Below are 24,564 nucleotides of genomic sequence, written 5' to 3'. Positions count from 1 at the left end.
AAGCAGGCGACAGACGCATTATGCAAGCACTTCCCGACACTACCCTGGATGCCGCATCGACCGATCAGCGCTGGAGCGTTCGTGCGCTGATCGTCGATGACGATGTGGCCATTCGCGAACTGCTCTGCGACTACCTGACGCGCTTCAATATCAACGCCCGTGGCGTCACCGACGGCACGCAGATGCGTCAGGCACTGACCGACGAAACCTTCGACGTGGTGGTGCTGGACCTGATGCTGCCCGGTGAAGACGGCCTGTCACTGTGCCGCTGGCTGCGCAGTACGTCGGACATCCCGATCCTGATGCTGACCGCCCGCTGCGAACCGACTGACCGGATCATCGGCCTGGAACTGGGTGCCGACGATTACATGGCCAAACCGTTCGAGCCGCGCGAACTGGTCGCGCGCATCCAGACTATTCTGCGCCGGGTCCGTGACGAGCGCAGCGATCAGCGCACCACCATTCGTTTTGACGCCTGGCGCCTGAACAGCGTCCTGCGTCAGTTGACCGCGGCCGATGGTCTGGTGGTGCCGCTGTCCAACGCCGAGTTTCGTTTGTTACGCGTGTTTCTCGAACGGCCACACCGGGTGCTGAGCCGTGAACAGTTGCTCGATGCAGCCCGAGGCCGCTCGATCGAGGCGTTTGACCGCAGTATCGATTTGCTGGTCTCGCGTCTGCGCCAGAAGCTCGGCGATGACCCGAAGAATCCGCAACTGATCAAGACCGTGCGCGGTGAAGGCTATCTGTTCGATGCCAGGGAGCTGGGTTGATCCGCAGATTCGATACGCTGTTCGCGCGACTGTTTGGTGGCGCTCTGTTGGCTATCCTGCTGGCGCACCTGCTGGCTTTCATCTGGTTCACCCAGTACGGCATGCGCCCCCCGCCGCCAACGCCCAACGAGTTCAACGCCGAGCATGGGCAATTCGATCAGCGGCCCATGCACAGACCGCCGATCCTCGGTGGCCCGCTCATATTGCTGTTCTTCCAGTTCATCACCCTGATCATTGCCGCGTGGTATGGCGCCAAGGCCCTCAGCCGTCCCGTGCGGAGCCTGAGCGAAGCCGCCGAACGCCTGAGTGAAGACCTCGACAGCCCGCCACTGGAAATCAGCGGCCCGCAGGAAGCCCGACAGGCTGCGCAGACGTTCAATCTGATGCAGCGCAAGATCCGCGAACAGATGCAGCAGCGCGGGCGCATGCTGGCTGCGGTCTCCCATGATCTGCGCACGCCCCTTTCGCGGCTCAAGCTGCGTGTCGAACAGATCGAGGAGCCCAGGCTGCACGGCCAGATGACTCAGGACCTCAATGACATGATCAGCATGCTCGACGCCACGCTTGCCTACCTCAATGAGCACCGGCGCAGCGAAGGCCTGCAGCAGTTCGACCTGCAGGCGCTGATCGAGTCGCAGGCCGAGAATGCCCAGGACAATGGCGACGACGTGCAATACGAAGGCCAGTGCAAGCCGCTCAAGACGCAGCCGATGGCACTGCGCTCGTGCCTGCAGAATCTGGTCGACAACGCTCTGCGTTATGCCGGCAGCGCGCGCATTGTGATTGAGGACAGCGCCGATCACGTGCGCATATCCGTCGTTGATCACGGACCAGGGATTGCGCCCGAGTTTCACGAGACGGTATTCGAACCATTCTTTCGCCTGGAAAGCTCGCGCAATCGCAACTCCGGCGGAATCGGCATGGGCATGAGTATCGCCCGGGAAGCGGCGCGGCGTATCGGCGGCGAGCTGTCGCTTGCGCAGACCCCGGGCGGCGGCCTGACGGCAATACTGGTCCTGCCACGCCTCTGACATATTCTGTATCACGCCACGTACAAAGCTTACATTCCCTCGACAACTGACGCCCCGAGGCTGCAAAAGCCGGTACACCGTTATCGGGCACATTCATCTCAGGGGAGTGAGACCAATGATCAGTGGAATAAGCAGCAGTTTCTCCAGCTACACCAGTTCGACCAGTGCAACCTCCAGCACCAGCAACAAGAAGTTTCAGGAAGAGCTGTTGGCCAAGCTGGATACCGATGGCGACGGCAGCATTGCCAAGAACGAGCTGAGCTCGGCCCTGTCGTCGAACAGCAAGGATGGTGTCACGGTGAGCCTGAGCAAGGCGTTCAGCGACCTGGACAGCAATGACGATGACAGCCTGGATGCCGACGAGCTGGCCGCCATGACACCACCTCCGCCGCCGCCCATGCAGTCGGTCGACGAGCAGGCAGAAGACCTGCTCGGCGCGCTGGACAGCGATGGCGACGGCGCAATCAGCAGCGACGAGCTGACCACGGGGCTGAGCAATACGGGCAGCACGGCAAACAGCAACCAGGTGTTCGATGCACTGGACACTGACGAAGACGGCACAGTCAGCCTTGAAGAGCTGGTCGCCGGCATGCAGCCGCAACAGCCTTCTGCCGGTATGTCGTCTGCGCAGGTGAGCACTTCCAGTGCCACTGAAAGCACCAGCCTGTTCAGTACGCTGGACAGCAATAGCGACGACAGTATCAGCGCTTCCGAGTTGTCTGCCGCATTGAAGCAGAGTGACAGCACCATTGATCAGGGCAATACCAACCAGATCGCCACTCAGGCCTTGAACAAGATGATCGCCGCACTCAGCGAAAAATATGACACCCAGAGCAGCAAGCCAGTCGGCAAGTACCTGGACACCGCTGCGTAAGGCGAGGCTCCGCCGCGCGTCAGGGCGCGGCGGAAACTTTCGCCGTCAGCGGCTGCGGGCACGCTCGCTGCCGACCCAGTCGGTCAACAGGCTGTAAGCGACTGCCAGCAGCGTCGGGCCGATGAACAGGCCGATGAAGCCAAAGGCCAGTAAGCCTCCGAACACACCCAGCAAGACAATCACCAGCGGTAGATTGCCGCCCCTGCTGATCAGGTATGGCTTGAGCACGTTGTCCACGCCACTGATGATGAACATCCCCCAGATGCCCAGAAATATCGCCATGCCGTACTCGCCCTGCCAGACCAGCCAGGCAGTGGCAGGCAGCCAGACCAAGGGCGGGCCCATCGGAATCAGACTGAACAGAAAGGTCAGAATCCCCAGCACCAGTGCACCGGGAATGCCCGCGATCAGGAAGCCGATCAGCGCCAGCACCGCCTGGGCCGCTGCCGTACCGATGACCCCGTTGACTACGCGTTGCACCGTGCCGGCGACCAGATCCAGATAATACTGGGCGCGCTCCCCGATCAGGCGTTCCAGCAGGCTGAGCACGAAGGCGGCCAGCCGCGGACCGTCCCTGTAGAAGAAGAAGGCGAAGACGATGCTCAGGGTCAGCTCCAGAATCCCGCTGCCGATCTGCGCACTGCGTGCCAGAATCCAGTTACCGACCTGACCCAGATGCGGCTTGAGCGTCGCCATGAATGCCGCGCCTTGCTGATCGATGGTGGTCCACAGCGCTACCAGTCTTTCGCCCACCAGCGGAATACCCGCCAGCCATTGCGGTGGGTCGGGCAAGCCGTCGACCTGAATGTCCTTGATCAGGCCCGTGGCGTCACGCACATGGTCGGCGAGATTGAAGCCCAGCCACACCAGCGGTGCCGCAACCAGCAGCATCCAGCACAAGCACATCACCAACGCGGCCAACGACTCGCGGCCCTTGAACCAGCGGGTCAGCAAACGCATCAGCGGCCAGCTGGCGAAGGCCAGCACCGCGCCCCAGACCAGCGCCGACCAGAACGGCGCCATCACCCAGAGGCAGGCACCAAACAGCGCCAGCAGCAGAATCTGCACCAACAGACGGTCATTGTTGAACATGCGCTATTCACTAAGAAGGATCGGAGAGAGCGAGCATAATGGCGAACCTGCCAGTCCGCCATCGCTGTTCTAGCGGATAACCTCGATCTTGAGCCCCTTGCCTTCAGTGACGCCAGCCTCGAGCCGGGCAGCGCGAACGCCTTTGGTGATCAGGGCGTCAAGCCAGGCGCCGGCACTGGGTCCGGACACCGTGGCGCGCAGGCCACTGTCCTGGTTAAGGGCGCGGGAAACCAGAGTAACCCAGGCATCCTGTGGCTCGCCGCCCAGGCGCGGAAGTTCCAGCGTGCCGGTGCTTCGCAATTGGCGCAGCAAGGTGGCCGAGGTCGGCAGCAGTTCGCCCAGTGGCGCAGCGGATTCAAACTGCTCGACGTGCAGGTAGGCACGGCGGTTGCCACGGGTGATGCTGTAGAGCGCTACCAGCGTGTCATTGCGCGGTTCTGCCAGACGCAGCAACAGGTAAGCCTGGCGGTCATCCGCGCCGTACAGCTTGGCGTTGCCGAATACTTCGTTGGCCCACAGGCTGCTCTCTCCGCAGTCGCGCGCCTGACACCAGAACAGCAGCTCGGCACCCTGCTGCTGCAAGGCTTCGCGCGCCGCAGTAAAAGCGTCGTCGGCAGTGCGCTCGGCAGGTAATTGATAGGTGACAGACGTCAGATTGCCGCGCGCACTGACCTGCCCGTCGAAACGCAACTGGCCGCTGATCTTGCGGATCGAGCCCATCGGGTAGACCCGCTCGAGCTCGGCAGCCGGACGATAATCGACGATTTCCGTGTCGGCCAGACGCGGCAGAATCTGCAGATCGCGGCTGCCTGTTACATCGGCGGCGCACAGCACAGCGCTGAACATCGACAGGCACAAGGCGACAACGGGAACACTTGATAAACGCATGAGTGCTCTCATTGGCAGGCAAGCAGGGAACGAAAATATAAAAGATCGCCAGCGAGGCGGTCACCAGAGGCTGCGGATTGATCCATCACGGTTGACTCCTGTTTCAACCCGCCCAGCGTCGGCAGTTGCCGGGCTCAAGTCAAGAAGCAGCGAAGAAGCGATTGATACAGTGTGCAACAGCGCTCGCGCCCTGCTCGTCGTCCAGGTGCAGATGATGACCGCCTTCAAGCTGCACGACGTCGAAAGGCAGCCCGGACAGCATGAGCTGATTTTTCGTCAGCATGCCGCCTGTAGCGACCAGCAGTTGCGTCGGGCAACGGATAGCGTTGACGAAAGACATCGCCTGCTGATGTGTAAGACGTATCGCAGATGGCAGCGTCAGGCGGCTGTCGCTGCGCCAGGTATAGCCGCCGGGTACCGGCATCAGGCCGCGTTGCGCGAGTAATTCGGCAGCCTCGCGACTGACCGGGACGACGCCTTTCATACGCGCCTGAACAGCGCGTTGCTGATCCTCGTAAACCGGCTTTTTCTTGCCCGACAGCCTGAGCTGCGCCTGCAGCGCGGAGCCCATCCGCTCGGCGGCGGATTCGGGGTCGCCGGTCAAGGGAATCAAACCGTCGATCAGTGCCAGCCGCGTGACACGCTCCGGCAACGACCCGGCCAGCAATACCGAAATGATCGCGCCCAGTGAATGGCCCATCAGGGCAAAGCGCTGCCAGCCCAATTGCTCGGCGACCTGCAGCACGTCGAACACGTAGTCGGCCAGCGCATAGGACGCCCCGGCAGGCCTATGCGCTGAATGACCATGCCCGGCCAGATCGAGCGCCACGATGCGCAGGCCATCCAGTTGCGGCGCCAGGCGGGCAAAGCTGTTGGCATTGTCGAGCCAGCCGTGCACGGCAATCACCGGCCGGCCGTCCTCGGGGCCGTAAAGATGGGCAGCCAGTTCGATATGCCCCAGATTGAAACGCACTTCCTCCACGCTAAACGTCACGCCGTCAACCTTGAGGCGCTACGCGCGTCCCAGCGAGCCAGCAGCGTTTTGAGCAGCCATGCGGTTTCATCCGGTCGTTCAAGGGGAAACATGTGCCCTCCGGGCATGGACAGGTATTCGCCTTCGCGCATGCGTCGGGCCAGATAACCATGATGAGGCATGATCACCCGGCTGTGTTTGCCGCGCACCATGGCCAGCGGCACCTTGAGTTGCCGTGACGGCACCGGGCTGGTGTGCGGGATGCTGCGGTAGATGCTGATCTCGGTCGCCGGGTCGAAGCGCAGACGCCACTGCCCGCCCTCCTCGCGCAGACCGTGTTGCAGGTAAGCGGTCAGACAGTCGGGATCGAAGCGGCTGAACAGGGTCTTGCCCGCGAAGTAGGCGCGTGCCGACGGCAGATCGTCAAACGCCTCACGTCGGCCCAGGGTGCGACCCGCTGGCGTGATGCGGTCGATAAAGCCCAGCCGCTTGGCGGCGCGTATGAACAACTGGTCAGCCAGCCCCAGCACCGGCGAATCGAGCATCACCACGCCCCGGTAGAGTTCCGGGCAGCGCAATGCGGCATGCAGGTGCAACACGCCACCGAGCGAGTGCCCTACCCCCCACACCGGGCCCGGCTGCTCACGCAGATGGTGGATCAGCTCATCGACCAGACTCAGCCAATTGTCATCCACCGGAAAACGCGGGTCATGGGCATGCTGCTCAAGATGAGTCACCGAATACTCCGGTGCCAGCGCGCAAAACAGCTTGCTGTACGTCGCCGAAGGGAAGCCATTGGCGTGAGCAAAAAACACCGGTTGCGACATGCCGATACTTCCATGAGCGGGCGAGTCACGATTGTGCCAAGTTGCTTCGCAGATCGGCAATGACTGGAACCGCCATCGCAGGTGTCACTCCGGCCATCAGGATGACCCGATACGGCGGTCGGAGCGGCATGAAGGCCTATAAAGCCTGGGTGAACCGGTCCAGGCAAGCCTTTATATAGGCGACCTGAAAACCAAAAGACTGCCTGAAGAGAGCCTTGGCTTAAGCAGAGGGATTAATAGCTGAGAACACTCAATTGACTGGAGGCTCTTTGCCGTGCGCTACGACGGCAACCGTCAGGCGCGAAATGCAGCTTGGCTTGCCTTCGTCGTTGCTGATGCGGATGTCCCATACATGAGTGGTCCGGCCTATGTGCACAGGCCTGACCACACCGGTGACACGCCCGCTACGCACACCACGCAAATGGTTGGCGTTGACCTCCAGCCCGACGCAGAAATACTTGCTCGGGTCGACGATCAGGTAACTGGCCATCGAGCCCAGCGACTCGGCCAGGACCACGGAGGCACCGCCGTGCAGCAGCCCGAAAGGCTGATGGGTTCGTTGATCGACCACCATGCTGGCCGTCAGAGAATCATCGGTGAATGCTTCGAAGCGAATATCCAGCACTTCGCCGATGGTGTTTTTTTGAGCCGCCATAAGGGCTTCGATATCGGGAGCCTGACGCCATATGCTCATGCTGAATCCTTTTCCCGGGAGAGCCGCATTCGCGGCGGTCATTGATTGCGCGTACAGGCTGTTCAGACGTGCCTGACGCTGTTGAGGCGCATGCCGCCTGCCACTACGAACTCGCCTTCCAGTTAGGCAAGACTGGCCGTGCTCATCGGCTCGGCCTGTTGCGGACTGCCATGCGCCAGTACCCCGATCAGTTCGCCCACCAAAGGCTGATGGCTGACCAGCAGTACTTCATCGACACCCAGCTTGTCCAGTTGCGCCAGCACCTCACGCGGGCTGCTGTCGGGGGTAAGCCAGGGCGCGGTGACGATCGAGCCATCGAATGCCAACGACTGACGCACCAGCTCGGCAGTCTGTTGTGCACGCACGTAGGGGCTGGCGATGATCCGTTGCACGGGCTTGTCTGTCAGGTGCAGCGCACTTTTCAGCACTTCCTCACGCCCATGTGCAGTCAACTCGCGCTCGGCATCACTGCGCGCCCGCGACTGCGCTTCGCCATGACGCAATACCCAGACCTTCATGGCTTTGGCGCCTCATTGCGCACCGGCTGTGCCGCTGGCGGGACATGATGGGCCACCTCGCCTTCGGGCGCACGCGGCGCTGGCCAGTCGCCGAAAGGCCAGGGTTTGTGGTCGCTGTGAAACGTCCCGAAACGACCGATCTGCGCCAGGTACTGGCTGATGCTGTCGCCGAAGTTCATCAGGCCGCCATTCGGCGCGCCGTAAATCAGGCGATAGACCAATTGCACCAGCACCACGCCCGCCAGGATGATCTGGGCGACGTGCCATACCCCCAGAAACAGCAGCATCCACAGAATGCGCAGCAGGATCGATTCGTTGTGCTGGATTTTCGACTCGTTCAAGACCTTCTCCTGATCAGACTGAATTCAATTAAAGCCGGTAATCGAAATGAAATCGACGTCCGTCTTGGGCTCGGCCCGCATCAGCGCCTCAATGACCTGGCTGAGCGTACGGCCTTCAAAAAGAATCGCATGCAGCCCCGCGACCAATGGCATATAGACCTGCACTTCCTGCGCTTTGACCTTGAGCACCTTGAGGGTGTTCACACCCTCGGCCACCTCGCCCAAACGCGTGACCGCTTCATCCAGCGTCAGCCCCTGGCCCAGCGCAAAACCGACCTGATAGTTGCGGCTTTTCGGCGAGGAACAGGTGACGATGAGATCGCCCACCCCGGCCAGGCCCAGAAAGGTCATCGGGTTGGCGCCCTGGCTGACCGCAAACCGGGTCATTTCCGCCAGCGCCCGGGTGATCAGCATGCTTTTGGTGTTTTCGCCCATGTCCAGCGCCACCGCCATGCCGGCAATAATCGCGTAGACGTTCTTCAGGGCCCCGCCCAGTTCGACACCAAACCGGTCATTGCTGGCATAGACGCGAAAGGTTCGCCCGTGCAATGCAGCCTGAACCTCCTGACACAGTGCCTCGTCTTCGCTGGCAACCACTGTTGCGGTCAGCGCATGTTCGGCGATTTCCCGCGCCAGATTGGGCCCGGACAACACGCCGATACGCGCCTGCGGGACGATCTCTTCGAGGATCTGACTCATGAGCTTGAAGCTCTGCGCTTCGATACCCTTGGTCAGGCTCACCAGCATCTTGCCATTCAGGCGCGCGACATGAGGCGACAACACCGAGCGCAAGGCACTCGATGGCAAGGCGACGAAGATCAGTTCGCTGGCGTCGAGCACCGCCGTCAGGTCGGTGACCGGCTCGACTTCAGGACGAATCTTGATGCCCTTGAGGTAGCGGGGGTTTTCACGATTGACGCGAATGGCCTCAGCCTGCTCCGGATCGCGCATCCACTGACGAACCTGATGGCCGTTCTCGGCCAGCAGATTGGCAATGGCCGTACCGAAGCTGCCACCGCCAAGCACCGCGACGGGTTGCTGTGTGGTCATAAAACTATCCATCCAGAGCCATTCAAGTGGCGATGCCGTCATTATACGGAGCAACACGTTATCGGCCAGCGACAAAGCTGTTCGGTTACGCACTCCGTACGTCATCATTCAACAAGTTCGCTGGAAACACGCGCCATCTCGGTTAACATGCGCGCACAGCATGAATCATCGCGATGGTCGGACTGCCTTGTGCAGCCGGACCGATTCGCGACCACCGGGCGAACAGGCATGGACGCATCAATCGAACCACCTCCGCAATGCGTTGCGCGCGAGGCGCACAGCCGATGAAGTTTCGGCACTGGGACATCAATACCCGCACGCAGATCATCAGCCTTGGCCCTGCCCTGTTGCTGACGGCTTTGCTGATCAGCTTTTTTACCTTCGTACGTATTCAGGACCTGCGTCAGGAGCTCAATCACACCGGGCAACTGATCGCCAATCAACTGGCGACCGCGGTCGAGCCGGGCGTGACCACGGGCGATATCGAGGGGCTCAAGGCGTTGATGCGCGCCACCCTGTCCATGCCCAGCGTTCGCTATGTGGAAATTCAGGACAGCTCCAATACCGCCGTGATCTACATAGACCAGCCGCGTGAAAACGAGCAGCAGACCCGGCAGATGGAAGTCTTCCTCGCCCCCGTCCAACCGCAGCGCACCACCATTCACGGCAATCCCGGCGCGCCGGCCGCAGGAAAAGGCCAACCCGCGCAGGGCGCTTCACAGAGTTATCTGGGGCGGGTTCTGGTGGGCATGTCCAGCGAAGCATTCAGCCGACGTCAGCAGGAGATACTGCTCAAGGCCGGCGTCCTGGCGATGGTCGCCTTGTTGTTCGCCTTTCTGCTGGCGCGCAGCCTGGCCTTGAGCCTGTCCAGACCCATCAGCGATATGGGCGAAGCGCTCAAGGCGATTCAACAGGGCGATTACCACACGCCCATGCCGGTCAGCGACGACGCCGAGCTGGGCGCGCTGGCGCGGCACATCAATAATCTGGCAGAGAACCTGCACCGCGCCAGCCTCGAGCAGCAGCGCTCGGTGGCACAACTGATCCAGACGCGGGAAGAAGCCGAACAGGCCAACCGCGCCAAATCGGATTTTCTGGCCATGATGAGTCACGAGCTGCGTACCCCCATGAACGGCGTACTGGGCATGCTGCAGTTGCTGGAAACCACGCACATGACCCATGAGCAGAGCGAGTACGCGACGCTGGCGACCGAATCCACCGAGCATCTGCTGCGGGTCATCAACGATATCCTCGACTTTTCCCGCATTGAGCGCGATGCCCTGCAAATGGAAGGCATACCGTTCAACCTGGCTGAACTGGTCAGCGCCTCGACCCACGCCTTCAACCACAGCGCCGCGCAACGCAACCTGCTGCTGGAGCTGCACATTCAGCCAGGCCTGGAGACCATGAACGTCATAGGCGATCCGACCCGCATTCGCCAGATTCTGGTGAACCTGATCGGCAACGCACTTAAATTCACCGAGCAAGGCAAGGTCTGCGTGGACGCCAGGTGGGCAATGCTCGACGATGAGCGGCTGCACTTTACCTGTGCGGTACAGGACAGCGGCATCGGTATCGACGCCGAGCGACTGGAATCGATGTTCGATGCGTTCAAGCAGGCCGATAGCTCCATTTCCAGGCGTTACGGCGGCACGGGGCTGGGGCTGCCGATTGCACGGACCCTGGCCGAACGCATGGGCGGCACCTTGTACGCCGAGAGCAAGGAAGGTTCGGGCTCGTTGTTCACGCTGCAGATCCCCCTGCCCCTCTCGCGCGATGCCTCGGTGGCTATTGCCAAACCGCTGTCGATACTCGATGCACATGGCCGGGAGCGCAGTATCCTGCTGGTCGAAGACAACCCGGTGAACCGCACGGTGGTGCAGGCCATGTTGCGTAATCTGGGGTGTGAGGTCGATATCGCTGTCGACGGGGCCGAAGCGGTGATGAAGGCACGTGCAGGCAACCACGCGCTGATTCTCATGGATTGCCGACTGCCGGTCATGGATGGCTACGAGGCCACCCGTCGAATCAGGCAACTTTCCGGGCTGGAACGAATCCCAATCATTGCCCTGACAGCCAACGCGTTACAGGGGGACCGGGACGCCTGTTTGCAGGCAGGAATGGATGATTACCTGCCAAAGCCCTTCAAACATGCTGATTTACAGCAGGTTTTACAGCGCTGGCTGTCCTTTGAAGCACCTGCGACTGGCGATAAATGTTAAATTACGGCAGTCTTGGCATCCAGATCGGCCAGCAAAATCGGCTGAATGACAAAATTCAGTGTACAGGTGTACCTTGATTTCACCTGCGCTGTGACTTTCATTACAACGCAACAGTCTATGAGTAGGCTGCCGGACAGGGTCCTGGCGAAATTATCGCGCCAGGACTGGCGTTCGGGCCAGTGGCGCCACAACCTGCCGCACAAGATTATTGAGGAGCTCGCATGACCAAACAACACGCCTTTACCCGGGAAGACCTGCTGCGCTGCAGTCGTGGCGAGCTGTTCGGCCCAGGTAATGCGCAACTGCCCGCCCCCAACATGCTGATGGTTGATCGCATCACGCACATCAGCGACGAGGGCGGCAAGTTCGGCAAGGGTGAGTTGGTCGCCGAACTGGATATCAATCCGGACCTGTGGTTCTTTGCCTGCCACTTCGAAGGTGATCCGGTCATGCCCGGATGCCTGGGCCTCGACGCCATGTGGCAGCTGGTTGGCTTCTATCTTGGCTGGCAGGGCAACCCCGGCCGTGGCCGCGCCCTGGGTTCAGGCGAAGTGAAGTTTTTCGGTCAGGTTCTGCCTACCGCCAAAAAAGTCACTTACAACATCCATATCAAGCGCGTCCTGAAGGGCAAGCTGAACCTGGCCATCGCCGACGGTTCGGTGAGTGTCGACGGTCGCGAAATCTATACCGCCGAAGGCCTCCGGGTCGGCGTGTTCACTTCCACTGAAAATTTCTAAGGGTACTCGCATGCGCCGCGTCGTTATCACTGGTCTGGGTATTGTTTCCTGCTTGGGCAATGACAAAGACACCGTCACCGCTAACCTGCGTGCTAACCGCCCTGGCATCCGCTTCAACCCGGAATATGCCGAAATGGGTCTGCGTAGCCAGGTTTCCGGCTCCATCGACCTGAATCTGGAAGAACTGATCGATCGCAAGATCTTCCGCTTCGTCGGCCATGCGGCAGCCTATGCCTATCTGGCGATGAAAGACGCCATTACCGATTCGGGCCTGACCGACGAGCAGGTTTCCAACGTGCGTACCGGTCTGATCGCCGGCAGCGGCGGCGCCTCGACCCTGAACCAGATGGAAGCGCTGGATACCCTGCGTGAAAAAGGCGTCAAGCGTGTCGGCCCTTACCGCGTCACGCGGACCATGGGCAGCACCGTTTCGGCCTGCCTGGCCACGCCGTTCAAGATCAAGGGTGTGAACTACTCCATCTCGTCCGCCTGCGCCACCAGCGCACACTGCATCGGCAACGCTGTCGAGCAGATCCAGCTGGGCAAGCAGGACATCGTCTTTGCCGGTGGCGGCGAAGAAGAGCACTGGAGCCAGTCGTTCCTGTTCGACGCGATGGGCGCGCTGTCCACCCAGTACAACGAGACGCCGGAAAAAGCCTCGCGTGCCTACGATGCCAAGCGTGACGGTTTCGTCATTGCCGGTGGTGGCGGCATGGTGGTTGTCGAAGAACTCGAACACGCTCTGGCGCGTGGCGCGAAGATCTACGCAGAAATCGTCGGTTACGGCGCGACCTCCGATGGCTACGACATGGTCGCACCCAGCGGTGAAGGTGCCATTCGTTGCATGAAGATGGCGCTGGGCGATATCGACTCCGGTGCCATTGACTACATCAACACCCATGGCACCTCGACCCCGGTCGGCGACGCCAAGGAAATGGAGGGCGTGCGCGAAGTATTCGGCGCCAACGCTCCGGCGATCAGCTCCACCAAGAGCCTGTCGGGCCACTCGCTGGGCGCCGCAGGTGTCCACGAAGCGATCTACTGCCTGCTGATGATGGAGAACAACTTCATCGCAGGTTCGGCCAACATCGACGAGCTGGACCCGGTGGTTGCCGACATGCCTATCCTGCTCAAGACCCAGGAAGATGCGAAGCTCGATCTGGTCATGAGCAACAGCTTCGGCTTCGGCGGCACCAACGCCACGCTGGTGTTGAAACGCTGGGCGGGCAAGTAATACTGCTTCTGCAACAAACAGAAAAGGCGCCTTTCAAGGCGCCTTTTTTGTGAGTCGGGCAAAGTGGCTAGTGTTCTTCGGTATATCTACGGGGACAATGGATCTTCAGAACACCTCTCGCTGCTCATGCTCCAGCATGGGAATGCAGCAGAGGACGCAGAGCGTCCAGAACGGCATGCCCACGCGGAGCATGGGCACGATAGTGTTCTCCGGCGCGCCTGCGGGAAGATGGATCTTCAGAACACCTCTCGTTCCTCACGCTCCAGCGTGGGAATGCAGCAGAGGACGCAGAGCGTCCAGAACGGCATGCCCACGCGGAGCATGGGCACGATAGTGTTCTCCGGCGCGCCTGCGAGAGATGGATTTTCCGAACACCTCTCGTTCCTCACGCGCCAGCGTGGGAATGCAGTTCACGACGCTCTGCGTCGAAAGAGGACGCAGAGCGTCCAGAACGGCATGTCCACGCGGGGCATGGGCACGACAGTGTTCTCCAGCACGCCTGCGGGGACAGTGTTCCTTCAGCCGAACACTTCGTTCAGCAGGTCATGCATGGACTTGAACGCGCGACTCGACACTTTGGGATCGTACATCATCATCCCCGGCACGTTGGCGTGCGGATCGGTGAAGGAATGGAATGCGCCGCCGTAGCTGTATAGCTGCCAGTCCACGCCAGCGGCGTTCATTTCATCTTCGAAAGCCGGCAGTTGCTCTTTCGGCACCAACGGGTCAGAAGCACCGTGCAGGACCAGCACCGAGCCCTTGATGTTTTTGGCGTCAGCCGGATTGGGTGTGTCCAGCGTGCCGTGGAAGGAGATCGCGGCTTTCAGCTCGGCACCGGTACGCGCCAGCTCCAGCGAGCAGCAGCCGCCAAAGCAGAAGCCGAACGTTGCGATTCTGCTTACATCCAGCGAAACATCCGCCTGACTCAGCAACTGATCGAGACCTGCCTGCATGCGCTTGCGCAACAAACCACGGTCGTTCTTCAGCGGCGTCATGGCGGCGCCTGCTTCGTCATTGTTACTCGGGCGAATCTGCTGGCCATAAAGATCAGCCAGCAATACCACGTAGCCCTTCTCGGCCACGGCTTTGGCAATGTCTTCGGCACCCTGGCTGACACCCATCCAGTTGGGCGCCATCAACAGACCTGGCTGTGCAGCAGTCGCTTTTGTGTCGTATACCAGGCGGCTTTCATAAGATTGACCATCAATCTGATAGACCACAGAACGAATTTCGATAGTGCTGCTCATTACTGACTCCTGATCGTTGGAGAGATGAAAGACGTGTCGCGGGAACTGAAACAAAAAACCCGCCGAGGCGGGTTTCTTGTCAACCGGCTATCAAACCGACAGTTCTACCAGCAACTTGTTCAGACGACGCACGTAAGCGGCCGGATCCTTGAGGCTGTCACCAGCGGCCAGCGCAGCCTGATCGAACAGGATGTGCGACAGATCGCCGAAGCGGTCTTCGCTCTGTTCGGCATCGAGCTTGCCGATCAACGGGTGGGCAGGGTTGAATTCGAAGATAGGCTTGGAATCCGGCACCTTTTGCCCGCTGGCTTCCAGAATCTGACGCATCTGCAGACCCATATCCTGCTCGCCAATGGCCAGAATTGCAGGCGAATCGGTCAGGCGATGGGAAACCCGCACTTCGCTTACCGACTCACCCAAGGCGGCTTTCAGACGCTCGATCAGGCCTTCCTTGTCCTTGGCGATCTCTTCCTGAGCCTTCTTGTCCTCTTCGGAGTCGAGATTGCCCAGGTCCAGGTCACCACGCGCCACATCCACAAAGCCCTTGCCATCGAAATCGCTCAGGTAGCTCATCAGCCACTCGTCGATACGATCGGTGAGCAACAGCACTTCAATGCCTTTCTTGCGGAAGACCTCAAGGTGCGGGCTGTTCTTGACCTGTGCGTAGGATTCGCCAGTGAGGTAGTAAATCTTGTCCTGACCTTCCTTGGCGCGCGCCAGGTACTCGGCCAGGGAAACGCTCTGTTCGCCGCTGTCGTCGGACGTCGACGCGAAACGCAGCAGACCGGCGATTTTTTCCTTGTTGGCGAAGTCTTCTGCCGGACCTTCCTTGAGGACCTGACCGAAGTTTTTCCAGAAGCCCTTGTACTTCTCGGGCTCGTTTTTCGCCAGCTTCTCCAGCATGTCCAGCACGCGCTTGGTCAGCGCCGACTTCATCGAGTCGATGATCGGGTCTTTCTGCAGGATTTCGCGGGAAACGTTCAGCGACAGGTCATTGGAGTCGACCACGCCCTTGACGAAGCGCATGTACAGCGGCAGGAACGACTCGGCCTGATCCATCACGAACACGCGCTGCACGTAGAGCTTGAGACCACGCGGTGCTTCGCGCTGATACAGATCAAACGGCGCACGCGCAGGCACGTACAGCAGCGAGGTGTATTCCAGCTTGCCTTCGACCTTGTTATGGCTCCAGCTCAGCGGGTTCTCGTAGTCGTGCGCGACGTGCTTGTAGAACTCCTGGTACTCCTCGTCCTTCACCTCGGTGCGCGGACGGGTCCAGAGCGCGCTGGCGCGGTTGACGGTTTCCCATTCCAGCGCCGCAGGCTCCTCGCCTTCGGCTGCCGGAGCCTGCTCTTTGGGCAGCTCGATCGGCAAGGCGATATGGTCGGAGTATTTCTTGATGATGTTGCGCAGGCGGTAGCCGTCAGCGAATTCCTCTTCACCGTTTTTCAGGTGCAGAACAATACGGGTGCCACGATCAGCCTTGTCGACGGTGGCGACTTCGAACTCGCCTTCGCCCTTGGAAGACCAGTGCACACCTTCGCTCGCTGGCGTGCCGGCACGACGGCTGAACACTTCGACCTGATCGGCAACGATGAACGCCGAGTAGAAGCCGACACCGAACTGACCGATCAGGTGCGAGTCCTTCTTCTGGTCGCCCGACAGGTTTTTCATGAAATCGGCGGTGCCGGACTTGGCGATCGTGCCCAGGTGGGTGATCACGTCTTCACGGCTCATACCGATGCCGTTGTCTTCAAGCGTAACGGTCTTCGCGTCCTTGTCGAAGCTCACACGAATTTTCAGCTCCGCGCCGCCTTCCAGCAACTCGGGCTTGGACAACGCTTCAAAACGCAATTTGTCGACCGCGTCAGACGCGTTCGAGATCAATTCGCGAAGGAAAATTTCCTTGTTGGAATACAGCGAATGGATCATGAGGTGCAGCAGTTGCTTTACCTCGGTCTGGAAGCCCAGGGTTTCCTTTTGAGTTTCCACACTCATAATCATCAAACTCCGATCTGGATGGTATAAGCCGTCACGGTCAGGCAGCAGCCTGTGTGACAGCGGGTAGTCATCAAGGTGGGGGCTGGGTCGGGGATTTCAAGAGCCAATGATGCCTGGAGCGTGTTTCGTGCATCGGGCACGAGGCGAACCAGCCTGCTCGGAGCTTGCCGGAACGGCTCATGACCGGCGCGCTTTGATCAGCCTGTAACGACCGTGAAACAACGCCCTCCATTATTGTCGTCACCGGTGGAACTTAACCCTCAGGGGCAGGCTCTTAGGCTCGTGAATAATCAATAAGGAGAAACACCCCATGCGTAAATCTTTAGCCTATGCCTTGATGCTTTCTGCCACCCTGGGCCTTGCCGCCTGTGACAAAAAGTCCGAAAACACCCAGCAAGATGCCAACAAGGCAGCTCAGCAATCCCAGGAGTCGATGGAAAAGGCTCAGGAAAAAGTGAATGACGCGGCCAAGGAAAGCCAGGAAGCCGCTCAGAAGAACGCTGAAGCCGCTCAGCAGCGCACCAATGAAAACGCCAACAAGGCGCCAGAAGCAGCACCAGCCACCAAGTAAGGCTGAGACGCTCGCAGAACTAAAGAGGCCCGCTTATAGCGGGCCTCTTCATGCAACACGTTTTTTTACTGCGCAATCGTCTAAAGCACGGCCTTCAAGCCAGCGCCTCGCTGCGCTTGCCCATGACCCTGTCGACCACCACAGCAACTGCCAGCGTGACAACAGCGGGCACCAGCCATGCAAGCCCCTGATCACCCAGCGGCAGATGGCTCAGAACATCGGGCAGCGCGTCGCCGAAACCGGCGCCCTTCAGCGCATCGATCAGGCCGAACACCAGCGAAACCAGCATCACAGGCGCCACCACGCGTCCCTGGCTCTGCCAGAGCTCCTTGCAGAAGCTCAGCGCGACCAGAACGATGCATGGCGGGTAAATCGCCGTGAGCACCGGAATCGAAAACTGGATCAGTTTGGTCAACCCGAGATTGGACACCAGCAACGAGAACACGGCGAGGATGATCACCAGCGTTCTGTAGGACAGCGGCAGCACCTTGGCAAAGTATTCGGCGCAGGCACAGGTCAGGCCTACCGCAGTGACCAGACACGCCAGGGAAATCAGCACGGCCAGGAATCCGCTGCCCAGCGAACCGAAGGTGTGCTGTACGTAGGCATGCAGAACCGCCGCGCCGTTGCTGGCACCTGCCGCCACGGCGTGGCTGCCGGAACCGAGGCGAAACAGACTGACATACACCAGCGCCAGTCCGACTCCGGCAATCAGCCCGGCAATGATCGCGTAACGCGTGATCAGACGGGGCGATTCGACACCGCGAGAGCGGATCGCGTTGACGATGACGATACCGAAGACCAGCGCCCCCAGCGTATCCATGGTCAGGTAACCATTGATGAAGCCCTGGGAAAACGGTGCTACGGCGTACGCGGGCTCCGCCTCCCCTATTCCGCCTGCCGGCAAGGCGAATGCCGCGATGCCCAATACCGCCAGCGCGATGATCTTGAGCGGCGCCAGAAAGCGTCCGACGGTATCGAGCAAGCGCCCCGGGTACAGCGAAACCCAGAACACCACCAGAAAATACACCAGACTGTAGAGGAACAATGCCATCGGGGTGTCGCCGGTCAGCGGCGCCAGACCGACTTCGAACGAGACCGTAGCGGTACGCGGAGTGGCGAACAAAGGGCCGACCGCCAGGTAGCAGACGGCAGCGAGCGCCCCGCCGGCGATCTTGCCAATCGGACTGCTCAGGGCATCCATCGCGCCCCCGACCCTGGCCAGAGCGATCACGGTAATGACCGGCAAGCCAACCGCGGTGACCAGAAAGCCCAGCGCCGCCATCCATACATGCGGCCCGGCCTGCAGACCCACTATGGGGGGAAAGATGATGTTGCCAGCCCCGACGAACAGGGCAAATGTCATAAAACCGAGTGCCAGGATGTCCTGGCCTTTCAACACTTTCATTACGAGGGACCACACGGAATCGAAATAAGGGATGGGACGTCACCCATGAATGGGGCAGACGCAGCCCGTCGGCGTAAGACGTGGCAGTACCTTGCGAAACGCCCCTCGTGAGGGCAACGCAAAAACGGCGGACAGGGTAGCCAACTTCGCTCGAAAATGCACTGTCTCAGGGCGAGCCACCCGACGACGCACCTTGAACTGGCAATTGCAAAAGCCGCTGTAAAACCAGAAATGCCTGACAGACCAGCCGTTTCCTAACGGATAGATTGGGCCTCCTCTCTATACCCGGCAGCTTATTTCCATGCCTGACATCACCCATCTGAGCGCGATACCCACACCGACCCTGTTCACGCCGCGCCTGGTCCTGCAGCCCTTGCAGCTTGACGACGCCGCAGCGATGCAAAGCCTGTTCAACCAGTGGGAGGTAGTGCGTTATCTGACTCACCACGTGCCCTGGCCTTATCCGGACGGAGAAGCGCTGCGTTATATCCGCGAGGACGCCTTGCCGGCCATGCAGGACGGTGAGGAGTGGCACTGGTCGATTCGCCTTCGCGGCGAACAGGATCATCTGATCGGTGCCGCGTGCATGATGGATGAGGAGGACAACAATCGCGGGTTCTGGCTATCCCCACCCTATCAGGGGCTGGGCCTGATATCGGAGGTCTGCGTGGCCATCGACCGTTTCTGGTTTGAAACCCTCAAACGCCCCGTGTTGCGCGTGGCCAAATCGGCCTTGAATGAAGCGTCGTGCCGCCTGTCGCGGCGCGAAGGCATGCGCCTTGTGACCGTTCAGGAAGCGCAGTTTGTCTGCGGAACCACACAGGAGCAGATATGGGAGTTGACCCGTCAGGAATGGCAGATGAATAACAATCGATAGACGAAAACAGGACCAGGACGCCCCGCCACCTTTTCACCCGCCCAAACAAAAGCCACCCGAAGGTGGCTTTTGTCGATTACCCGAAAAGCAAGCGAGGCTTACTTGGTCGGCCAACCGGTCAGCTCGGCCAGGGCCTTGCCGATGTCTGCCAGGGAACGCACGGTTTTCACGCCAGCGTCCTGCAGTGCAGCGAATTTCTCGTCTGCAGTACCTTTACCACCCGAGATGATTGCACCGGCATGGCCCATGCGCTTGCCCGGAGGAGCAGTCACACCAGCGATGTAGGAAACAACCGGCTTGGTCACGTGTGCCTTGATGTAGGCAGCCGCTTCTTCTTCAGCCGAACCGCCGATCTCACCGATCATGACGATCGCTTCGGTCTTAGGATCTTCCTGGAACAGCTTCAGGATGTCGATGAAGTTCGAGCCAGGGATCGGGTCACCGCCGATACCAACACAGGTGGACTGACCGAAACCGGCGTCAGTGGTCTGCTTCACAGCTTCGTAAGTCAGGGTGCCGGAACGCGACACGATGCCGACCTTGCCTGGCAAGTGAATGTGACCTGGCATGATGCCGATCTTGCACTCGCCCGGAGTGATGACGCCTGGGCAGTTAGGACCGATCAGGACCACACCCAGCTCGTCGCACTTGACCTTGGCTTCCAGCATGTCGATAGTCGGGATGCCTTCGGTGATGCAAACGATCAGCTTGATGCCGCCGAACGCTGCTTCAAGGATGGAATCCTTGCAGAAAGGAGCCGGAACGTAGATCACGCTGGCGGTTGCGCCAGTGGTGTCTACTGCTTCTTTAACAGTGTTGAACACTGGCAGGTTCAGGTGCGTGGTGCCGCCCTTTCCTGGTGTCACGCCGCCCACCATCTTGGTGCCGTAGGCAATGGCTTGCTCGGAGTGGAAGGTACCTTGCGAACCAGTGAAACCCTGGCAGATAACCTTGGTGTCTTTATTGATCAGGACGCTCATTACTTGCCCTCCGCGGCTTTGACAACTTGTTGAGCAGCGTCGGTCAGGCTGGTAGCAGCGATGATGTTCAAACCGCTTTCTGCCAGTACTTTAGCGCCCAGCTCAGCGTTGTTGCCTTCAAGGCGCACAACAACCGGGATTTTAACGCCGACTTCTTTCACTGCACCGATGATGCCTTCGGCAATCATGTCGCAACGAACGATGCCGCCGAAGATGTTGACCAGTACTGCAGCGACGTTGGCGTCGGACAGGATGATCTTGAACGCTTCGGTAACGCGTTCCTTGGTGGCACCGCCGCCAACGTCAAGGAAGTTTGCAGGCTTGCCGCCATGCAGGTTGACGATGTCCATGGTACCCATGGCCAGGCCGGCACCGTTGACCATGCAGCCGATGTTGCCTTCCAGCGCAACGTAGTTCAGTTCGAACTTGGCTGCGTGAGCTTCGCGAGGATCGTCCTGCGAAGGATCGTGGAAGCCCTTCAGCTTTGGCTGACGGTACATGGCGTTGGCGTCGATGTTGATCTTGGCGTCCAGGCAGTGCAGATCGCCGTCAGCCTTGATCACCAGCGGGTTCACTTCCAGCAATGCCAGGTCATGGTCCTGGAACAGCTTGGCCAGACCGGTGAAGATCTTGGCGAACTGAGTGACCTGCTTGCCTTCCAGACCCAGCTGGAATGCCAGATCGCGACCCTGGAACGGCTGAGCGCCGACCAGTGGATCGATGGTGGCCTTGAGAATCTTTTCAGGAGTGTCGTGAGCGATCTTCTCGATGTCCACGCCACCTTCAGTGGAAGCCATGAACACGATACGACGGCTGGAACGATCGACCACAGCGCCCAGATACAGCTCTTTGGCGATGTCGGTGCAGGACTCGACCAGGATCTTGGTCACTGGCTGACCGTTGGCGTCAGTCTGGTAAGTCACCAGGCGCTTGCCCAACCACTGTTGAGCGAACGCTGCAGCGTCTTCCTTGCTGCGAACCAGCTTTACGCCGCCCGCTTTACCGCGACCACCTGCGTGAACCTGGGCTTTGACGACCCACTCGGTCCCGCCGATCTTGTCGCAGGCTTCTGCTGCTGCTTCCGGGGTGTCTACCGCGTAACCCTTGGATACTGGCAGGCCGTACTCAGCGAACAGCTGCTTACCCTGATACTCGTGAAGATTCATGCTTATTACCGTCTTCGTTTAGGTACTGCGCATTCGGTGCTGCACGTCAGCGTGCCGCACCACCTGTGACCGCTACTCCGGGTGGACTCCGCAAATGCCGTGGGACACTCATGAAGCCGCCTGAGAGGTCGAGTCCGGCGCAGATTCCGCGGTAAGCCCTGCTTGCAAGGCCAACGACGGGCACTGCGTCGTGGTTTCTCTTGTTGTCTTAGCGTTTCTTGCGATTCTGAATGTGGATGGCGCCGCCATTCACAGCCAGTGCAGCTTCATGCAGCGCTTCGGACAGGGTCGGGTGCGAGAAGACCATCATGCCGATGTCCTCTGCACTGGTACCGAACTCCATCGCGATTGCGCCCTGCTGTACCAGTTCGGCAGCGCTCGGGCCAATCACGTGAACACCCAGAACACGGTCGGTCTTGGCGTCGGCAATGATCTTGACGAAACCGCCGGTGTCGTTGGCTGCCATGGCACGGCCACTGGCTGCGAACGGGAACGTACCGACATTGACTTCAACGCCTTCGGCCTTCAGGGTCTGTTCGGTCTTGCCTACCCAGGCGATTTCCGGGTGGGTGTAGATAACCGACGGGACCAGGTTGTAGTTCATCTGGGCCTTGTGGCCCTTGATGCGCTCGACAACCATGATGCCCTCTTCCGAGGCCTTGTGCGCCAGCATCAGACCGCGAACCACGTCACCGATGGCGTATACGCCCGGTACGCTGGTGGTGCAGTAGTCATCGACGTAGATGAAACCGCGCTCGTCCAGATCGACACCGCTGTCCGAAGCCAGCAGGTCAGTGGTAACCGGACGACGGCCCACGGCAACGATCAGACGATCGAAGGTGATCGACTGTTCGCCGGCAGCGTCGGTGTAGCTGACCACAACCTGTTCGCCTTCGACCTTGGAACCGGTCACGCGAGCGCCCAGCTTGATGTCCAGGCCCTGCTTGTTGAAGGTTTTCAGTGCTTCCTTGGAAACCGCTTCGTCGGCTGCCGGGATGAACTTGTCCAGCGCTTCCAGAACGGTGACCTGGGCACCCAGGCGAGCCCACACGGAACCCAGTTCCAGACCGATCACGCCAGCGCCGATGACGCCCAGACGCTGTGGAACCTGCTGGAATTCAAGAGCACCGGTCGAGTCGACGATGATTTTCTGATCAACCGGAGCGGGTGGAATGTCGATAGGACGCGAACCCGAAGCCAGGATCACATGGTCCGCTTCGATGATTTCGACAGTGCCGTCGGCAGCGGTCAGCTCGACTTTCTTGCCGGCCAGCAGTTTGCCGTGGCCCTGCAGCGTGGTCACGCCGTTGGCCTTGAACAGGCTGGCAACGCCGCCGGTCAGGCCTTTGACGATGGTCGACTTACGGCCGATCATCGCCGGAACGTCGATGCTCACGTCGGAGGTGGAGATGCCATGTACGCTGAAACCGTTCTTGGCTTCATAGAATTTCCAGGAGCTGTCGAGCAGTGCCTTGGAAGGAATGCAACCCACGTTCAGGCAGGTACCGCCAAGGGCCAGTTTGCCCTCTTTGTCCTGATACTTCTCGATGCAGGCAGTCTTGAGACCAAGTTGCGCAGCCTTGATGGCGGCAACATAACCGCCAGGGCCTGCGCCAATCACTACCACGTCGAATTTCTGGGACATAAAAAAGAATTCCTCTATAGCTGCGAGCTTTTAGCTGCAAGCTGCAAGTCAGTCCGCGTTTCATCGCGAGGCCGACTTGCGACCTATTGAATTAGGTGAAACACATCAGCCCCGACTGCTCGCCTTTCGCTTCTGACTTGAAGCTTGAAGCTTGCAGCTCGAGGCTACTCCATCAGATATCCAGCAGCAGACGAGCAGGATCTTCCAGCAGGTTCTTGATGGTCACGAGGAAGGTTACCGCTTCCTTGCCGTCGATCAAACGGTGATCGTAGGACAACGCCAGATACATCATCGGGCGAATCACAACCTGACCATTGACTGCCATCGGACGCTGCAGAATGTTGTGCATGCCCAGAATTGCAGCCTGTGGCGGGTTGACGATCGGCGTCGACATCATCGAACCGAAAGTACCACCATTGGTGATGGTGAACGTACCGCCGGTCATCTCATCGATGGACAGTTTACCGTCACGGGCTTTCTTGCCGAAGGTGGCGATGCCGCCTTCGATTTCAGCCAGGCTCATGTGCTCTGCGTTACGCAGAACCGGTACGACCAGACCGCGATCGCTGGAAACCGCGACACCGACGTCGGCATAGCCGTGGTAAACGATATCGGAACCGTCGATCGACGCGTTGACGGCCGGGAAGCGTTTCAGCGCCTCGGTGGCAGCCTTGACGAAGAACGACATGAAGCCCAGGCGTACGCCGTTGTGCGACTTCTCGAACAGGTCCTTGTACTTGGAACGCAGTGCCATGACTTCGGTCATGTCGACTTCGTTGAACGTGGTCAGCATCGCCATGTTCGACTGGGCTTCGACCAGACGCTTGGCAACCGTTGCACGCACGCGAGTCATCGGTACACGCTTCTCGGTGCGATCGCCAGCGGCGACGACAGGAGCAGCGGCAGCAGCAGGCTTGGCAGCAGGCGCAGCGGCCGGAGCGGATTTCTTCGCTTCAACGGCAGCAACGATGTCTTCCTTGGTGATACGGCCGTCTTTACCAGTGCCCTTGACGCTGGCCAGGTTGATGCCGTTTTCTTCAGCCAGTTGACGCGCAGCAGGCGCAGCAATCGGGTCTTCTTCGCCAGCAGTTGCAGCCGGTGCAGCGGCGGGTGCCGAAGCAGGTGCCGCGGCAGGCGCAGCAGCAGGTGCCGGAGCTGCAGATGCTGTAGCACCGTCATTCAATGTCCCAAGCACTTCGTTGGACAGGACGATGGCACCCTCTTCCTTGGTGATCGTTCCCATCACGCCGTCAGCTTCGGCCAGCACTTCGAGGACAACCTTGTCAGTCTCGATATCGACCAGCATCTCGTCGCGCTTTACCGCATCGCCCTCTTTTTTGTACCACTTGGAAATGGTGCCGTCGGCAACGGATTCCGGGAAAGAGGGGGCTTTGATCTCGATAGCCATTATCTGTAAT

23 protein-coding genes are annotated in these 24,564 nt (G+C 59.9%); 8 read left to right on the top strand and 15 right to left on the bottom strand.

Going from position 1 to position 24,564, the window contains the following annotated elements; genetic code table 11:
• Positions 1 to 20 precede the first annotated feature (20 nt).
• The 3 genes from KBY08_RS18190 (at position 21) to xopAW (ending at position 2,675) form a co-directional block, all read left to right on the top strand.
• Positions 21 to 770, top strand: coding sequence for a response regulator (locus KBY08_RS18190; RefSeq protein WP_024660656.1), 750 nt, complete (start codon positions 21 to 23; stop codon positions 768 to 770).
• Positions 767 to 1,801: a sensor histidine kinase gene (locus KBY08_RS18185; protein WP_011267386.1), complete on the top strand. Its 1,035-nt coding sequence runs from the start codon at positions 767 to 769 to the stop codon at positions 1,799 to 1,801. The genes KBY08_RS18190 and KBY08_RS18185 overlap by 4 nt, the downstream gene beginning before the upstream one ends.
• 115 nt (positions 1,802 to 1,916) lie before the next feature.
• The gene (gene xopAW, locus KBY08_RS18180; RefSeq protein WP_024641345.1) at positions 1,917 to 2,675 is read left to right on the top strand and encodes a XopAW family type III secretion system calcium-binding effector; all 759 of its coding nucleotides are present in this window, start codon (positions 1,917 to 1,919) and stop codon (positions 2,673 to 2,675) included.
• A 45-nt stretch (positions 2,676 to 2,720) separates the two neighbouring features.
• Here xopAW and KBY08_RS18175 read toward each other — a convergent pair whose 3' ends face one another.
• From KBY08_RS18175 to KBY08_RS18140, 8 genes are all read right to left on the bottom strand, one after another.
• Positions 2,721 to 3,767 carry an AI-2E family transporter gene (locus KBY08_RS18175; protein ID WP_003406124.1) on the bottom strand — a complete coding sequence of 349 codons (1,047 nt, stop codon included), beginning with the start codon at positions 3,765 to 3,767 and terminating at the stop codon, positions 2,721 to 2,723.
• A 69-nt stretch (positions 3,768 to 3,836) separates the two neighbouring features.
• Complete coding sequence (locus tag KBY08_RS18170; RefSeq protein WP_024660658.1) at positions 3,837 to 4,655, bottom strand: DUF4892 domain-containing protein; 819 nt, start codon at positions 4,653 to 4,655, stop codon at positions 3,837 to 3,839.
• A gap of 139 nt (positions 4,656 to 4,794) precedes the next feature.
• The gene (locus tag KBY08_RS18165) at positions 4,795 to 5,649 is read right to left on the bottom strand and encodes an alpha/beta hydrolase (RefSeq protein ID WP_003406126.1); all 855 of its coding nucleotides are present in this window, start codon (positions 5,647 to 5,649) and stop codon (positions 4,795 to 4,797) included.
• A complete protein-coding gene (locus KBY08_RS18160; protein ID WP_011267383.1) occupies positions 5,646 to 6,455 on the bottom strand; it encodes an alpha/beta fold hydrolase in 810 nt (269 codons plus the stop codon). The genes KBY08_RS18165 and KBY08_RS18160 overlap by 4 nt, the downstream gene beginning before the upstream one ends.
• Positions 6,456 to 6,705: 250 nt before the next feature.
• Positions 6,706 to 7,149 (bottom strand): hotdog fold thioesterase, encoded by a 444-nt coding sequence (locus KBY08_RS18155; protein WP_003406128.1) that lies wholly within the window; start codon positions 7,147 to 7,149, stop codon positions 6,706 to 6,708.
• Positions 7,150 to 7,271: 122 nt separating this feature from the next.
• Positions 7,272 to 7,667: a phosphohistidine phosphatase SixA gene (sixA, locus tag KBY08_RS18150; RefSeq protein ID WP_111522752.1), complete on the bottom strand. Its 396-nt coding sequence runs from the start codon at positions 7,665 to 7,667 to the stop codon at positions 7,272 to 7,274.
• A complete protein-coding gene (locus tag KBY08_RS18145) occupies positions 7,664 to 8,008 on the bottom strand; it encodes a DUF4389 domain-containing protein (protein WP_003343544.1) in 345 nt (114 codons plus the stop codon). Before KBY08_RS18145 ends, sixA begins: the two co-directional genes overlap by 4 nt.
• Before the next feature lie 24 nt (positions 8,009 to 8,032).
• On the bottom strand, positions 8,033 to 9,058 hold the full coding sequence (locus KBY08_RS18140) for an NAD(P)H-dependent glycerol-3-phosphate dehydrogenase (protein WP_003406131.1): 1,026 nt from the start codon (positions 9,056 to 9,058) through the stop codon (positions 8,033 to 8,035).
• A 284-nt stretch (positions 9,059 to 9,342) separates the two neighbouring features.
• Here KBY08_RS18140 and KBY08_RS18135 point away from each other — a divergent pair, with 284 nt between their 5' ends.
• The 3 genes from KBY08_RS18135 (at position 9,343) to fabB (ending at position 13,251) form a co-directional block, all read left to right on the top strand.
• Positions 9,343 to 11,280 (top strand): ATP-binding protein, encoded by a 1,938-nt coding sequence (locus KBY08_RS18135; protein WP_003406132.1) that lies wholly within the window; start codon positions 9,343 to 9,345, stop codon positions 11,278 to 11,280.
• A 221-nt stretch (positions 11,281 to 11,501) separates the two neighbouring features.
• The gene (gene fabA, locus KBY08_RS18130; RefSeq protein WP_003316569.1) at positions 11,502 to 12,017 is read left to right on the top strand and encodes a 3-hydroxyacyl-[acyl-carrier-protein] dehydratase FabA; all 516 of its coding nucleotides are present in this window, start codon (positions 11,502 to 11,504) and stop codon (positions 12,015 to 12,017) included.
• 10 nt (positions 12,018 to 12,027) lie between these two features.
• On the top strand, positions 12,028 to 13,251 hold the full coding sequence (fabB, locus tag KBY08_RS18125; protein ID WP_003406135.1) for a beta-ketoacyl-ACP synthase I: 1,224 nt from the start codon (positions 12,028 to 12,030) through the stop codon (positions 13,249 to 13,251).
• A 518-nt stretch (positions 13,252 to 13,769) separates the two neighbouring features.
• On the opposite strand, the gene KBY08_RS18120 is transcribed toward fabB, so the two are convergent.
• Both KBY08_RS18120 and htpG read right to left on the bottom strand, forming a co-directional pair.
• Entirely contained in the window at positions 13,770 to 14,498 is a 729-nt protein-coding gene (locus KBY08_RS18120) for a dienelactone hydrolase family protein (protein ID WP_003406137.1), read from the bottom strand.
• 90 nt (positions 14,499 to 14,588) lie between these two features.
• Entirely contained in the window at positions 14,589 to 16,496 is a 1,908-nt protein-coding gene (gene htpG / locus KBY08_RS18115; protein ID WP_003406139.1) for a molecular chaperone HtpG, read from the bottom strand.
• 313 nt (positions 16,497 to 16,809) lie between these two features.
• Here htpG and KBY08_RS18110 point away from each other — a divergent pair, with 313 nt between their 5' ends.
• Positions 16,810 to 17,070 (top strand): lipoprotein, encoded by a 261-nt coding sequence (locus KBY08_RS18110; protein ID WP_002552985.1) that lies wholly within the window; start codon positions 16,810 to 16,812, stop codon positions 17,068 to 17,070.
• 94 nt (positions 17,071 to 17,164) lie between these two features.
• On the opposite strand, the gene brnQ is transcribed toward KBY08_RS18110, so the two are convergent.
• Positions 17,165 to 18,478, bottom strand: a complete 1,314-nt coding sequence (gene brnQ / locus KBY08_RS18105) for a branched-chain amino acid transport system II carrier protein (protein WP_003406141.1) — start codon at positions 18,476 to 18,478, stop codon at positions 17,165 to 17,167.
• Between the two features lie 301 nt (positions 18,479 to 18,779).
• On the opposite strand from brnQ, the gene KBY08_RS18100 reads away from it, so the two are divergent.
• Entirely contained in the window at positions 18,780 to 19,355 is a 576-nt protein-coding gene (locus tag KBY08_RS18100; RefSeq protein WP_024660985.1) for a GNAT family N-acetyltransferase, read from the top strand.
• Positions 19,356 to 19,453: 98 nt separating this feature from the next.
• On the opposite strand, the gene sucD is transcribed toward KBY08_RS18100, so the two are convergent.
• The 4 genes from sucD to odhB all read right to left on the bottom strand — a co-directional run bounded on the left by sucD (position 19,454) and on the right by odhB (position 24,554).
• Positions 19,454 to 20,335, bottom strand: coding sequence for a succinate--CoA ligase subunit alpha (sucD, locus tag KBY08_RS18095; protein WP_003316562.1), 882 nt, complete (start codon positions 20,333 to 20,335; stop codon positions 19,454 to 19,456).
• Positions 20,335 to 21,501, bottom strand: coding sequence for an ADP-forming succinate--CoA ligase subunit beta (sucC, locus tag KBY08_RS18090; protein ID WP_003316561.1), 1,167 nt, complete (start codon positions 21,499 to 21,501; stop codon positions 20,335 to 20,337). The genes sucD and sucC overlap by 1 nt, the downstream gene beginning before the upstream one ends.
• Before the next feature lie 208 nt (positions 21,502 to 21,709).
• Positions 21,710 to 23,146 (bottom strand): dihydrolipoyl dehydrogenase, encoded by a 1,437-nt coding sequence (lpdA, locus tag KBY08_RS18085; RefSeq protein WP_011267378.1) that lies wholly within the window; start codon positions 23,144 to 23,146, stop codon positions 21,710 to 21,712.
• Positions 23,147 to 23,318: 172 nt separating this feature from the next.
• Entirely contained in the window at positions 23,319 to 24,554 is a 1,236-nt protein-coding gene (gene odhB, locus KBY08_RS18080) for a 2-oxoglutarate dehydrogenase complex dihydrolipoyllysine-residue succinyltransferase (RefSeq protein ID WP_011267377.1), read from the bottom strand.
• Between the last annotated feature and the right edge of the window lie 10 nt (positions 24,555 to 24,564).

The organism is Pseudomonas sp. P135 (assembly GCF_020312125.1).
Classification (GTDB): domain Bacteria; phylum Pseudomonadota; class Gammaproteobacteria; order Pseudomonadales; family Pseudomonadaceae; genus Aquipseudomonas; species Aquipseudomonas fragariae.
Note: the sequence above shows the minus strand (reverse complement) of the source record. Positions and strands in the feature narration are given on the sequence as shown.